A 13074-nucleotide genomic window follows, 5' to 3' on the forward strand; every position below is an offset into this window, starting at 1 on the left:
CGGCGTCCCGATCCCGCGCCCGCCAATCACCGCGGCGCGCGCGCCGGGACCTTGATCCATGTGGCAAAACGCCCTGAGCCTCGGCGCCGCGTCGGGGATCGTCGCGGTATTGGCGCATCTGGCCCTGGCGGTCGTGGTGCTGCCGCAGTTCGGCCAGCATCGCCGCCGCGCGCTGCGGCTCGAAGCGGCCTTGCTGCTGACCGCGCTGTGGGCCGGTCTTGACGCGGCGGTCGAGCAGGGCTGGCTGGCCGATCGCCAGTGGCCCGCGCTGGTGCTGCTGCCGGTGTGCGATGCGCTGCGCTATGGGGCGTGGTTCTCCTTCATCCTGGCGCTGATCGAGGCGCGCGGCGACGACGGCCGCCCGCGCAGCGCCGGCGTGGCCCGGCCGCTGCAGGCGCTGGCCTGGGCCGGCGTGGCCGTGGCCGTGGCGCTGCCGCTGTGGCGCTACTGGGGCAGCGCGCCGCTGACGGCGATGCAGCGCCCGATGACGATGGCTTGGCTGGGCCTGGGCATCTTCGGGCTGGTGCTGCTGGAGCAGATGCTGCGCAACATCCACAGCGACGCGCGCTGGAACGCCAAGCCGGTCTGCCTGGGACTGGGGGCGGTCTTCGCGTTCGACGTGTTCGTGTTCTCGCAGGCCTCGCTGTTCCACCAGTTCGATGGCGATGCGCTCAGCGTGCGTGCCGCCGTGCACAGCCTGGCCGTGCCGCTGCTGTGGCTGGCCAGCCGCCGCCACAAGAAGTGGCTGGACAAGCTGCATGTCTCGCGCACCGCGGCCTTTCACTCGGCGACGCTGCTGATCGTGGGCGTCTACCTGCTGGGCGTCTCGGGCATCGGCTACTACGTGCGCTACACCGGCGGCGAATGGGGGCGCGCGCTGCAGCAGGTGCTGCTGGCGGTGGGCGTGCTGGCGCTGCTGACGATGGGGCTGTCGGGCTCGCTGCGCGCCAAGCTGCGCGTCTACATCAGCAAGCATTTCTTCAGCTACCGCTACGACTACCGCCAGGAGTGGCTGCGCTTCACCGCGATGCTGTCGGCCAGCGCCTCGCCGGCGGAGCTTGGCGAATCGGTGATCCGCGGCCTGGCGCACCTGGTGGAGAGCCCGTCGGGCGCGCTCTGGCTGCGGCGCGCGGCGGCGGCCGGCGCCGGCGACGAGTACCTGCAGGCCGCGCGCTGGAACCTCAACGACGACCGCCAGCCGCTGCAGGCCGATGCCGCGCTGCTGCGCCTGCTCAAGGAGCGCGCCTGGATCGTGGATCTGGACGAATGGCGCCGCGATCCCGGCGCCTACGAGCACGCGCCGCTGCCGGACGCGCTCGCCGGCGACGCGCGCCACTGGCTGCTGGTGCCGCTGATCAACGCCGGCGCGCTGACGGGCTGGGTGGTGCTGGGCCAGCCGCGCACGCGGCTCGAGCTCGACTGGGAAGTGCGCGACCTGCTGCGCACCGCGGCGCAGCAGGCGGCCAGCTACCTGGCGCAGATGCAGGCGGCCGAGGCGCTGCTGGAGGCGCGCAAGTTCGAGGCCTTCAACCGCATGTCGGCCTTCGTCGTGCACGACCTCAAGAACATCGTCACGCAGCTGTCGCTGATGATGAAGAACGCCAAGCGGCTGCGCGACAACCCGGAGTTCCAGCAGGACATGCTGGACACGGTGGAGAACTCGCTGGACAAGATGCGCCAGCTGATGCTGCAGCTGCGCGAGGGCGACAAGCCGCATCACGGCAGCGCCGGCGGCGTGGCGCTGACGGCGATCGCGCGGCGCCTGGCGGCGGCGGCCGTCAGCAAGGGCCGCGCGCTGGAGCTGGAACTGCGCGACGAGGTCAGCGCCCGCGGCCACGAGGAGCGCATCGAGCGCGTGCTCGGCCACGTGGTGCAGAACGCGCTGGACGCCACGCCCATCGACGGGCGGGTCACGCTGCGGCTGCAGCGCGTGGGCAGCCACGCGCAGGTCGAAGTGGAAGATACTGGCTGCGGCATGACCCAGGAATTCATCGAGCAGCGGCTGTTCAAGCCGTTCCAGACGACGAAGGCCGCGGGCATGGGCATCGGCGCCTACGAGAGCTACCAGTACCTGCAGGAACTAGGGGGGAAGATCAACGTGGAAAGCGCGCCCGCACGAGGCACCAAGGTCATCATCCTGCTGCCGCTGTTCTTCGCCCAGTCGGGCAGCGACGCCGGCTTGGTGGAGGCGAGATGAGTGACGCCGCACGGCCGCCCGAAGGCGGCACTCCGCCCCTCCCGGAGGGGCCCGCGAAGCGGGGGGGAGCCCACATGAGTGACGCCGCACGGCCGCCCGAAGGCGGCACTCCGCCCCTCCCCGAGGGGCCCGCGAAGCGGGGGGAGCCCACATGAGTGCACAGACTCCGGCGTTGCTGATCGTCGAGGACGACCTCGCGCTGCAGAAGCAGCTCAAGTGGTCGATGGACCGCTTCGAGTCGGTCACGGCCGACGACGCCGCCAGCGCCGTGCTGCAGTTCCGCCGCCACAAGCCGCCGGTGGTCACGATGGACCTGGGCCTGCCGCCGGACCAGGACTCGGTCTCCGAGGGCTTCAAGCTGCTCGAGAAACTGATCGAGCTGGAGCCCGGCACCAAGGTCATCGTGCTCACCGGCCAGAACGACCAGAGCAACGCGCTGCGCGCGATCCGCATGGGCGCCTACGACTTCCTGGCCAAGCCGGTCGACCCCGACGTGCTGGTGCTGACGGTGGAACGCGCGCTGCGCCTGCACGAGCTGCAGCAGGAGAACCAGCGTCTGTTGACGCAGCAGGACGGTGAGCCCACCGGCCGCCTGCTGACGCGCGATCCGCAGATGCAGCGCCTGTGCCGCACCGTCGAGCGCGTGGCCGGCAGTGACGCCACGGTGCTGCTGCTGGGCGAGAGCGGCACCGGCAAGGAGGTGCTGGCGCAGTCGCTGCATGACGCGTCCAAGCGCAAGGGCCGCTTCGTCGCGATCAACTGCGCGGCGATCCCGGAGGCGCTGCTCGAGAGCGAGCTCTTCGGCTACGAGCGCGGCGCCTTCACCGGCGCGACCAAGACCACCGTCGGCAAGATCGAGACCGCGCATGGCGGCACGCTGATGCTGGACGAGATCGGCGACCTGCCGATGCCGCTGCAGGCCAAGCTGCTGCGCTTCCTGCAGGAACGCAGCATCGAGCGCCTGGGCGGGCGCCAGGAGATCGCGGTCGACGTGCGCATCGTCGGCGCGACGCACCAGGACCTGAAGGCCAGGATCGCGCAGGGCGCGTTCCGCGAGGATCTGTTCTACCGCCTGGCCGAGATCGTCATCGACATCCCGCCGCTGCGCGACCGCGTCGGGGACGCGGTGCTGCTGAGCCATGCCTTCCTGCGCCGCTTCTCGTCCGAGCAGCGCCGCCCCATCCTGCGCCTGGCCGACGACGCGATCCGCGCCGTCGAGGCACACCGCTGGCCCGGCAACGTGCGCGAGCTGCAGAACCTCATGAAGCGCGCGTCCATCATGGCCGACGGCGAGCGCATCACCGCCGACGACCTCAACCTGCCGGTGCCCGGCGGCGACGCGCCCGGCGACGAGCCCGAGCTCGACCTGCGCGCGGTGCGCGAGCGCGCCGAGCGCCAGGCCGTCGTGGCCGCGCTGGCCCGCACCGACGGCAACATCGCCAAGGCCGCCGACCTGCTCGGTGTCAGCCGGCCCACCCTGTACGACCTGATGGCCCGGCTCGGCGTCAAGGCCTGAGGCCGGCACCGCGGCCCCATCGATCCCCGATCCACCCCGACAGCGAAAGAGACGACGCATGTCCCGCAAGCCTGAGAACAACAGCGAGTCCCGCCCCCTTCGAGGAGCCCTCGGCGTGGAGGCGCCGGTACTTCCGCGCGTTGGCGGCGGGCGGGCGGTCAGGCATGGCGCCACCGCGCTGGCGCTGGGCTCGGCGCTGCTGCTGGCGGGCTGCTTCGGGGACTCGGCGCAGGACCTGGTGAAGTCGGCCAAGGATCACCTGGCCAAGAAGGACAACAAGGGCGCGATCATCCAGCTCAAGAACGCGCTGCAGAAGGACGACTCGCTGGCCGAGGCGCGCTACCTGCTGGCCAAGGCGCTGCTGGACAGCGGCGATGTCGCTGGCGCCGCGATCGAGGCCGACAAGGCGCGCGCGCAGGGCTTCACCGGCGATGCGCTGGCGGCGCTGCAGGCGCGGCTGCTGCTGATGCAGGGCAAGGTCGACGAGACGCTGGGCCAGTTCGGCAACCGCCATCTTCAGAACGCCGCCGACGAGGCCGACCTGCAGACCACGCTGGTGGGCGCCTATGTGGCCAAGCAGCAGCTGCCGCAGGCGCGCAAGGCCATCGACGCGGCGGTGCGCGCGGCGCCGGACAGCGTGGCGGTGCGGCTGGTCAACGTGCGGCTGCTGACCAGCGAGGGCAAGCTGCCCGAGGCCCGCGAGGAGGTCGAGCGCGTGATCGCCAAGGCGCCGCAGTCCGCCGAGGCCTGGGAGCTCAAGGGCGAGCTGCAGGTGCTGGCCGAGGCGCCGGCGGCCGAATCGATCGCGAGCTTCCGCAAGGCGCTGGAGCTCGACAAGAAGCTGGTGTCGGCCCATGCCGGGCTGGTCAATCAGCTGATGCGCACCGGCGACAAGGCCGGCGCCAAGGAGGCGGTCGCCGCGATGAAGGCGGCCGCGCCGCAGCATGCGCAGACCTTCTACTACGCGGCGGTGTTCGCGCTCGACGCCGGCCAGCTCAAGGAGGCGACCGAGCTGACGCAGGCGCTGATGAAGGCCGCGCCCAACAACGAGCGCGCGCTCTTCCTGGCCGGCCGCGTGGCCCAGGCCAATGGCGACCTGCGCCAGGCCGAGACCCATTTCGCCAAGCTCATCCAGGGCTGGCCCGATGCGCAGCCGGCGCGCGTGGCGCTGGCGCAGCTGCAACTGCGCGGCGGCGACAACGAGCAGGCGCTCGCGACGCTGCAGCCGGCGCTGGACGCCAAGGCGCCGTCGTCCGAGGTGCTGGCGCTGGCCGCCGAGATCCGCCTGAAGCAGGGGCAGGGCGCGGAGGCCGAGCGCTTCCTGTCGCGCGCCGCCGAGGCCAACCCCAGCGACGTGCGCAGCCGCGTCGCGCTGGCGCTCAACCAGATCCAGAAGGGCCAGGAAGCGGCCGGCCTGGCGGAGCTGCGCAAGCTCGCCGCCGCGGACAAGGACGTGGTGGCCGACGTCGCGCTGATCAGCGTGCTGGTGCGCAAGAAGGACTACGACGCGGCGACGCAGGCCATCGCGGCGCTGGAGAAGAAGGATCCCAAGTCCGCGACCGCGCCCGAGCTGCGCGGCCGCATGGCGCTGCTGCGCGGCGACCGCGCCGGGGCGCGCGCCCAGTTCGACGAGGCGGTCAAGCGCGAGCCCGGCTCGATGACCGCGGCCAACAGCCTGGTCACGCTGGACCTGCAGGACCGCCAGGCCGGCGAGGCCGTCAAGCGCTACGAGACCGTGCTCAAGGCCGATCCCAAGAACCTGCGCGCCGAGATGGCGTTGATGGGCCTGAAGCTGACGCACAAGCTGATCGAGCCCGAGGCCGCGGTGAAGCGGCTGACCGAGCTCGCTCGCCAGCATCCGGACGACGCCGGCCCGCGCCAGGCCGCGGTCGGCCTGCTGATGGAGAAGAAGGACTTCAAGGCGGCGCTGTCGCTGGCGCAGGAAGGCGTGACGGCCAGCCCCGACAACCCGGCGCTGGTGGACCTGCTGGGCCAGGTGCAGGCGGCCACGGGCGATCGGCAGCAGGCGATCAGCAGCTTCAACAAGGTCGCGACGCTGCAGCCGCGCTCGCCGCTGGGCGCGATGCGCCTGGCCGACCTGGCGATCAGGAACGGCGACAAGGAGGCCGCCGTGGCCGCGCTCAAGCGCGCGCAGGCCATCGCCCCGGGCGATGCCGAACTGGCGCGCCAGGTGGTGGAGAAATCGCTGCAACTGGGCCGCGTCGACCTGGCCACGGCCACGGTCAAGGGCCTGCAGGCCGCGCATCCGAAGTTCGGCCTGGGCTGGAAGCTGGAGGGCGACATCGCCCGCGCCCGCAAGGACCTGCCGGCGGCGATCGCCGCCTACCGCAAGGCCGACCAACTGGCGGCCGAGGCCGGCGCCAGCGTCGCCAACACGGAACTGGCGATCGCGCTGCATGGCGCGCTGGTCGAATCGGGCAAGCGCGACGAGGCCGAGCGCTACGCCGCCGCCTACACCGCACGCTACAAGGGCGACGAGCTGTTCCTCTATCACCTGGGCGACGTGGCGCTGAACTCGGGCCGTTACCCCGAGGCCGAGCAGCGCTACCAGGCGGTGCTGGCGGTGAACGGCGACAACGCCGCGGCGCTCAACAACATCGCCTGGCTGCGCCTGCGCGCGGGCAAGCCGGACGATGGCTTGAAATTTGCCGAGCAAGCGACCAAGCTCCGACCCAACGTGCCGCCTTACCTGGACACGCTGGCCGAGGCGCTCGCCGCCAAGGGCCAGACGGCCAAGGCGATCGAGGTGCAGAAGGATGCCGTGAAGCAGGCGCCGACCGTGCCCGCGTACCGCTTGCGCCTGGCGCAGCTGTACGTGGCCCGCGGCAACAAGGGCGACGCCGAGGTGGAACTCAAGCGCCTGGCGGACCTGGGACCGAATTTCGAGCAACAAGCCGAGGTGCGAAAGCTGCAGGCCGCGATCCGCTGAGACGTCCGACCACGAGGTCGGATGCCGCTGGCGGGCCGAGAGGCGGCGGAGATACCGCACCCGGGGAGGGGACGGTCATGAGCCAGATTCGACGATCCAGTCTTCGCAAGCGCCTTCACCAGGGGCTGCGGCGGCTGTTCTCCGCCTTGCCGCGGCCGCTGCGGTTCGCGATCTACCGCCGCATGGTCGATTGCGACCCGGCGCCGTCGCCGCGGCTGGAACTCAAGGTCGCGGACACGCAGGAGGAGCTCGACGCGAGCTTCCGCATCCTGCACGACGCCTATGTCGGCAGCGGCTTCATGAAGCCGGACCCGAGCGGGCTGCGGGTCACGATCTACCACGCGCTGCCCACGACCACGACGCTGTGCGCCAAGTACGACGGCGTGGTGGTGGGCACGATCTCGATGGTGCGCGAGGGCGTGTTCGGCTTCCCGCTGCAGTCGGTGTTCGACCTCGAGGGCGTGCGGGCCAAGGGCGGCAAGATCGCGGAGATCTCGGCCCTGGCGGTGGCGCCGGCCTTCCGCAAGACCGGCGGCGCGATCCTGTTCCCGCTGATGAAGTTCATGCATCAGTACTGCACCGAGTACTTCGACACCCGGCATCTGGTGATCGCCGTGAACCCCGACAAGATCGAGCTCTACGAGGCGCTGCTGTTCTTCCGCCGCCTGAAGGAGCAGACGGTGGCCGAGTACGACTTCGCCAACGGTGCGCCGGCCGTCGGCGCGACGCTGGACCTGCATGAGGCCGATGCGCTGTTCGAGCGCCACTACCGCGGCCGCAGACCGCAGAAGAACCTGCACCACTACTTCTTCCGCCACCGGCTGCCCAACATCCAGCTGCCCGAGCGCCGCTTCCACACGACCAACGACCCGGTGATGACGCCGGCGCTGCTGGACCACTTCTTCAACCGCGTGGTGCCGGTATTCCCGCAAATGGACGACCGCAGGAAGGCGCTGCTGTGGTCGGTGTACCGCGAGGACGCGCAGTTCCGCTCGGTGCTGCCGATGCTCAGCGGCGGCGGGCAGGACCTGGGGCGCTCGCTGCGGCAGTACCCGCGCTACTCGATCCGCTGCCCCGGCCACCTGGACATCCGAGCCGCCAACGACAGCCAGCTGGGCCATTTCGACCTGGACGTGATCGAGGTCTCGGCCCACGGTTTCCAGGCCGAGTGCGACCATGACCTGCCGCTGCAGGTCGACGGCACCGTCGAGATCGAGCTCGGCCACAACGAGACCGCCCATGTGAGCTGCCGCGCGGTGCGCCGCAAGGACACCGAGCAGGGCAGCTTCTACGGCTTCCGCATCGACGAACCCGACCGCCACTGGCGCAGCTTCGTCTCCACGCTGGAGATGGGCACCACCACCAAGGACCTGGCCGCATGACCGATCGCCGCTTCACCCACCGCCTTGAATCCGGCCCCGCGATGGCGGCGCCGGCGCCGCGCCGGCGCGCGCTGCTGACGCTGGGCGCGCGGGGCGCGCTGGGCATGACGGCGATCGCGGCCATCGCGCTCCTCGCGCCTGCGGCGCGGGCGCAGGAGATGTCCAACACGCTGCCCGACCTGATCGACCGCAGCCGCCAGGCGGTGGTGGCGGTGGGCACCTTCGCCGCGACGGACAGTCCGCGTTTCGGCTTCCGCGGGACAGGCTTCGCTGTCGGCGACGGGCGGCGGATCGTGACCTGCGCGCATGTGATCCCGAATCCGCTCGAGCAGGACCTGATGATCACCGTGCCCGCCGGCGCGAACGCGTCGGGTCAGCCGCAGCTGCGGCCGGTCAAGCTGCTGCGCCGCGACGCGGCGCACGATCTGGCGGTGCTCGAACTGGCCGACGACAAGGGCGCGCTGATCGACGTCCTGACGCTGGCCGAGGCCGACGGCGCCCAGCCGGTGGTGCGCGAGGGCGCGGCGGTGGCGCTGATGGGCTACCCGATCGGCACCGCGCTGGGCGTGACGATGGCCACGCATCGCGGCACCGTCGCGGCGATCACCCGCGCCGCGCTGCCGGCGCCCACGGCGGGCTCGCTGTCCGATCGTGCCGTGCGCCAGCTGCGCGAAGGCGCGATCGAGTTCCTGCAGCTCGACGTCACCGCCTATCCCGGCAACAGCGGCGGACCGCTGCTGGACATCCGCACCGGCAAGGTGGTGGGCATCGCCAACATGGTGGTGCTCAAGGGCACGCGCGAATCGGCGCTCAGCGCGCCCAGCGGCATCAGCTACGCGGTGCCGGTGAAGTACGTCTGGCCCTTGCTCGGCAAGTAGGCGAAGTCGGCGCGCCCGCGCTCGCGCCTGGCCCCCATCCGGCCGCTACCCGGCCGCCGTCTGGCTCCTGGCTGGCTCCTGACTGGCGGCCGCCGGGGGGGCGCTCAGGTGGTCGTCTGCAGGTGCAGGCGGCTGGACTGGCAACGATGCAGCGCCCGGTAGTGCTCCACCGGCTTGCCGCTGGCGTTGTAGGCCAGCGATTCGATCCGCAGCAGCGGCTCGCTGCCCTCGACCTGCAGCAGCCGCGCCGTTTCCGCATCCGGCAGCACGGCGTCGATCCAGCGCTCGGCCTTCACGATGCGCTGGCCGTACTGGCGGCGCAGCACGTCGTACAGCGAGCGGTTCTCCAGCTTGGCCCGATGCAGCCCCGGCGCCAGCTCGGCGGGAATCGCCGTGGCCACCAGCAGCTGCAGCTCGCCGTCCACCGAGCGCAGCCGCCGCAGCCCCACCACCTGGCTGCCGGGCGGCAGGGCCAGCGCGCGGGCTTCCTCGGGAGTGGCGTCGCGCAGTTCCTGCCGCAACACCTGCGTGCGCACGGTCCGGCCCTTGCGCGCCATCTCGTCGGAGAAGCCCAGCACGGTGGAGACGAAGTCCTCGTCCCGCTCCCGCGCCGCCACGAAGGCGCCCTGGCCGCGGATCTTGTAGATCAGTCCGGCGCGGACCAGGTCGGCCAGCGCCTCCCGCACGACGATGCGCGAGATGCCGAACTGGTCGCCGAACTCGGCTTCGGTGGGCAGCTTGGCACCCACCGCGAGCGTGCCGCTGAGGATGCGTTCGCGCAGGACATCGCGGAACTGCGCCCACAGCGGGGCGCTGGATTGACGATCAAGGGCCGGCGGCGACAGGGTCATGGGCGGTTCAGGTGGCGAGCGGTTGAATGTTTGGTGGAGCGGAGGGCGCCAATGATGCACCGGCTGGCGCGCCGGCCTGGGCGCCTGGCGGCCCGAACCGGGCGTGGTGATGCTGCTGCAGCAAGGTCTTGCAGGCATCGAGTTCCGCGTCCCGGCGCAGGCGGTCCCAGCCCAGCGCCGCCGCGGCCAGGTCCGCGAGTTCCTCCAGCAGCGCCGGGTGCAATTCTCCCCGGATCGCGAGCAGCGAGCGGCGCAGCACCAGATCGGTCAGGCGCACCACGGCGGTGTCGCGGCACAGGTAGTCCACCTCCGCCACCGAGTAGCCGGGATGGTGCCGCAGCGGGCGGTCCCCGGCGGCGGCGAAGCGCTCGGCCAGCGCCACCGCGCGCGAGCCGTAGCGCTCCACCAGCGTGGCGGCGCGCTGCGGCGAGCGCAGCGCCGCGCCCACCCGGCTCAGCAGCCGCTCGAGGATGCGCTCGTCGCTCGGATAGCCGGCGCCGCCGCCGACGGCGATGTCGCTGGTGCTGCGCAGCCGGGCGCGGCCCAGCTGATGCAGCACCTCGTCGGCCGCCTGCTCGGCCAGCGAGCGGAAAGTGGTCCATTTGCCCCCCACCAGGCTGATCAGGGGCAGCCGGCGGGTCTCGTTGGCCGGCTCCACCACGACCGAATGATCGCGGGAGATCCGCCCCGGCGAGTCCGCCGGCGCCCGGCCCAGCGGCCGCACGCCCACGTAGGTGTAGACCACCTGCTCCTGCGCGAAGTGCAGGCGCGGGAACAGCTCGCGCAAGGCGTCCAGCAGGTAGGTGATTTCCGCGGGCTCGGTGTGCACCTGGTCGGGATCGGTCACCGGGATGTCGGTGGAGCCGATCAGCACGCGGTCCAGGAAGGGATAGACGATGCACACGCGGCCGTCGGCCGCCTCGAAATAGATCATCCGGCCCTTGAGCGCCTCGCGCAGTTCCGGGTGGTCCAGCACCAGGTGCGAGCCCTTGGTGCCGATGATGCGGTCCCGCTCGCCGGCCAGCGCCGCCGAGGTCTGGTCCAGCCACGCGCCGGTGGCGTTGACCATGGTGTCGGCGGTCACGCGCGCCAGCGCGCCGGTGACTTCGTCGCGCAGCACCGCGGTGCGGCCTTCGACGCGGATCAGGCGGCAGTAGTTGGCCGCCACCGACTGCGACTGGTCGCGCCAGGCATCCTCCAGCAGCTCCAGCACCAGCCATTCCGGATGGCGGATCCACGCATCGAAATAGGTGGCGGTCCAGCGCACCGAGGTCCGCAGCAGCCCGGCGTCGTCGTGCGAGACCTGCTCGATGCGGTGCGTGGGCATCTGGCGCTGCCGGCGGCCCAGCAGGTCGTACAGGCGCAGGCCCAGCTGCACCACGAACAGCCCGCGCGGCTGGCTGCCCGCCTTCAGGCCGGTGAAGCGCAGCATGCTGCTGAGCAGCCCGCCGTAGCGGCTGGAGAGCGGCACCAGCGTCTCCAGCGGCCGCACCAGGTGCGGCGCGTTGCGCAGCAGGCGGTTCCGCTCCCGCGTGGCCTCGGCCACCATCGAGAACGCGCCGCCCTCGAGGTAGCGCAGGCCGCCGTGGATCATGCGCGAGGGGGCGCTCGTCGCGCCGGAGGAGAAGTCGCCCTTGTCCACCAGCAGGCAGTCCACGCCCTGCAGCGACAGGTCGCGGAAGACGCCCACGCCGTTGATGCCGCCGCCGATGACCAAGGTCGAGAAGTGCCGGCCGTCGAGCGCGGCGGGGCGCACCAGGTGGGAGGGCGGCAAGGGGTGTTCGCGGCGTGCGCTCATGCCTGGTCCTCCGCCAGGTGGGTGAAGGCGGGACGCAGGTGGTCCACCAGCTCGTGCAGGCTGTCGTAGAAGTCGGCGTGGGCGGACAGCGCGGGCAGGTCGGGCTCGACCCAGGTCATGGGCGGCGCCGGCAAGCCGGGCAGGCCCTGTGAGCGCGCGGCGTAGCCGGCCGCGCCGCGGGCGCCCGATTCGTCATCGCCGCAGCGCTGCACCGGGTGGCCCAGGAAGGTGGCGATCAGCCGCACCAGCCGGCTGTCCCGCGCGCCGCCGCCCAGCGCCGCCACGCGCCCCGGCACGCCGAGCCCGAACGAGGCCAGCCGCGCCAGGTGCCGGGCGTGCAGGGCGGCCACCGCGTCCACCACGGCGCGGGCCATGTGCGCGCGGTCGTGATGGGCTTTCAGGCCGATGAAACCCGCGGTCGCGCCTTCTGGGGCGCCGCCGCCATTGATGAAGGGCAGGAAGCGCAGGCCATGGGCGCCCAGCGGCACGGTCATGGCGCAGTCCACCGCCTCGGCGGGAGAGCCGAACCCCAGCGCTCGCGCCAGCCAGCTGAGGTTGGCCATCGACGAGGGGCTGTTGTCCAGATAGAGCCGGCGGCTGGCGCCTTGCTCCGGGTCATGACCGACATGCACGATCGCGCCCACCGCCGGCTTGGACGCCAGGGCCCGGCCCATCACCGCGTTGACGCACCAGGTGCCGAGCACCGCCACGGCCTGGCCGCCGCGATCCGCCCCCACCGCCGCCAGCGAGGCCAGCACGTCGATGGTGCCGGTGGCCACCGGCAGATGGGCGGGCAGGCCGGACCGCGCGGCGCGCTCCGGCAGCAGATGGCCGATGACGGCGCCCGGCGGCAGCCGCAAGGGCAGGATGGCCGGTCCGAGGTCCGCCAGCCCAGCCGCCTCGAAGGCCAGGCGCGAGGGCGCGCCCGTCTCCAGCGACAGCAGCCCGGCGGTGCCCAGGTCGCTGGCGTCGGTGGCCAGCTCGCCGGTGAGCAGCAGCGCCAGGTAGTCCTTCGCGAAGGCCAGCCGATGCAGCGCGCCGCGCTGCACCGCGTCGTGCCCCAGCAGCTCCGCCGCCAGCAGCGTCGGCTGCCCCGCCCACGGCGGGCAGCCGACGTCGTCGAACAGCTCCGGCCCGCAGCGCACGGCCAGCGCGCGGGCCCGCGCGCCGGCGCGCTGGTCGGTGGAAGCCACCGCGCGCCCGCGCAGCAGCCGCAGGTCCTGGTCGAGCGCATACAGCCCGGCGCCATGTCCGGTGCAGCACAGCGCGCGCACGTCCTGGCACCGCTCGCCGAGCTGCCCGGCCACCGCCTGCAGCGCGTCCATCAGGACCTGCTCGATCGCGTCGCCGCTGAGCTCGCAACCGCCGTCGGCGAGGCGGAAAAAGGGCAGGGCCGATCCCGCGCTCGCGAGCGTGGCGCCCGAGCCGGAGTCGAACGCCACGGCCTTGAGGCCGGTGGAACCCATGTCGATGCCGATGAAGAGTGGTGTGTTCATGTCATA

The 13074-nt window shown here is 72.1% G+C and carries 8 protein-coding genes; 5 read left to right on the plus strand and 3 right to left on the minus strand.

Annotation, left to right across the window (positions count from 1 at the left end; genetic code table 11):
• Positions 1-58 precede the first annotated feature (58 nt).
• The 5 genes from prsK (at position 59) to ABDW61_RS12640 (ending at position 8923) form a co-directional block, all read left to right on the plus strand.
• Positions 59-2197 (plus strand): XrtA/PEP-CTERM system histidine kinase PrsK, encoded by a 2139-nt coding sequence (prsK, locus tag ABDW61_RS12620; RefSeq protein WP_343639073.1) that lies wholly within the window; start codon positions 59-61, stop codon positions 2195-2197.
• A gap of 151 nt (positions 2198-2348) precedes the next feature.
• Positions 2349-3713 carry a PEP-CTERM-box response regulator transcription factor gene (prsR, locus tag ABDW61_RS12625; protein ID WP_343639075.1) on the plus strand — a complete coding sequence of 455 codons (1365 nt, stop codon included), beginning with the start codon at positions 2349-2351 and terminating at the stop codon, positions 3711-3713.
• A 58-nt stretch (positions 3714-3771) separates the two neighbouring features.
• Entirely contained in the window at positions 3772-6663 is a 2892-nt protein-coding gene (prsT, locus tag ABDW61_RS12630; RefSeq protein ID WP_343639077.1) for an XrtA/PEP-CTERM system TPR-repeat protein PrsT, read from the plus strand.
• Between the two features lie 77 nt (positions 6664-6740).
• Positions 6741-8045 (plus strand): GNAT family N-acetyltransferase, encoded by a 1305-nt coding sequence (locus ABDW61_RS12635; RefSeq protein ID WP_343639078.1) that lies wholly within the window; start codon positions 6741-6743, stop codon positions 8043-8045.
• Positions 8042-8923, plus strand: a complete 882-nt coding sequence (locus tag ABDW61_RS12640) for a serine protease (protein ID WP_343639079.1) — start codon at positions 8042-8044, stop codon at positions 8921-8923. The genes ABDW61_RS12635 and ABDW61_RS12640 overlap by 4 nt, the downstream gene beginning before the upstream one ends.
• A 104-nt stretch (positions 8924-9027) precedes the next feature.
• Here the strand turns inward: ABDW61_RS12640 and ABDW61_RS12645 are convergent, their stop codons facing one another.
• Genes ABDW61_RS12645 through ABDW61_RS12655 form a run of 3 tightly spaced genes read right to left on the minus strand, consistent with a single transcriptional unit; the run spans position 9028 to position 13068 of the window.
• Positions 9028-9774: a GntR family transcriptional regulator gene (locus ABDW61_RS12645; RefSeq protein ID WP_343639080.1), complete on the minus strand. Its 747-nt coding sequence runs from the start codon at positions 9772-9774 to the stop codon at positions 9028-9030.
• A gap of 7 nt (positions 9775-9781) precedes the next feature.
• Positions 9782-11572: a glycerol-3-phosphate dehydrogenase/oxidase gene (locus ABDW61_RS12650; RefSeq protein WP_343639081.1), complete on the minus strand. Its 1791-nt coding sequence runs from the start codon at positions 11570-11572 to the stop codon at positions 9782-9784.
• Positions 11569-13068: an FGGY family carbohydrate kinase gene (locus ABDW61_RS12655; protein ID WP_343639082.1), complete on the minus strand. Its 1500-nt coding sequence runs from the start codon at positions 13066-13068 to the stop codon at positions 11569-11571. The genes ABDW61_RS12650 and ABDW61_RS12655 overlap by 4 nt, the downstream gene beginning before the upstream one ends.
• Positions 13069-13074: the final 6 nt, after the last annotated feature.

This window comes from Roseateles sp. (assembly GCF_039595595.1).
GTDB lineage: Bacteria > Pseudomonadota > Gammaproteobacteria > Burkholderiales > Burkholderiaceae_C > Roseateles.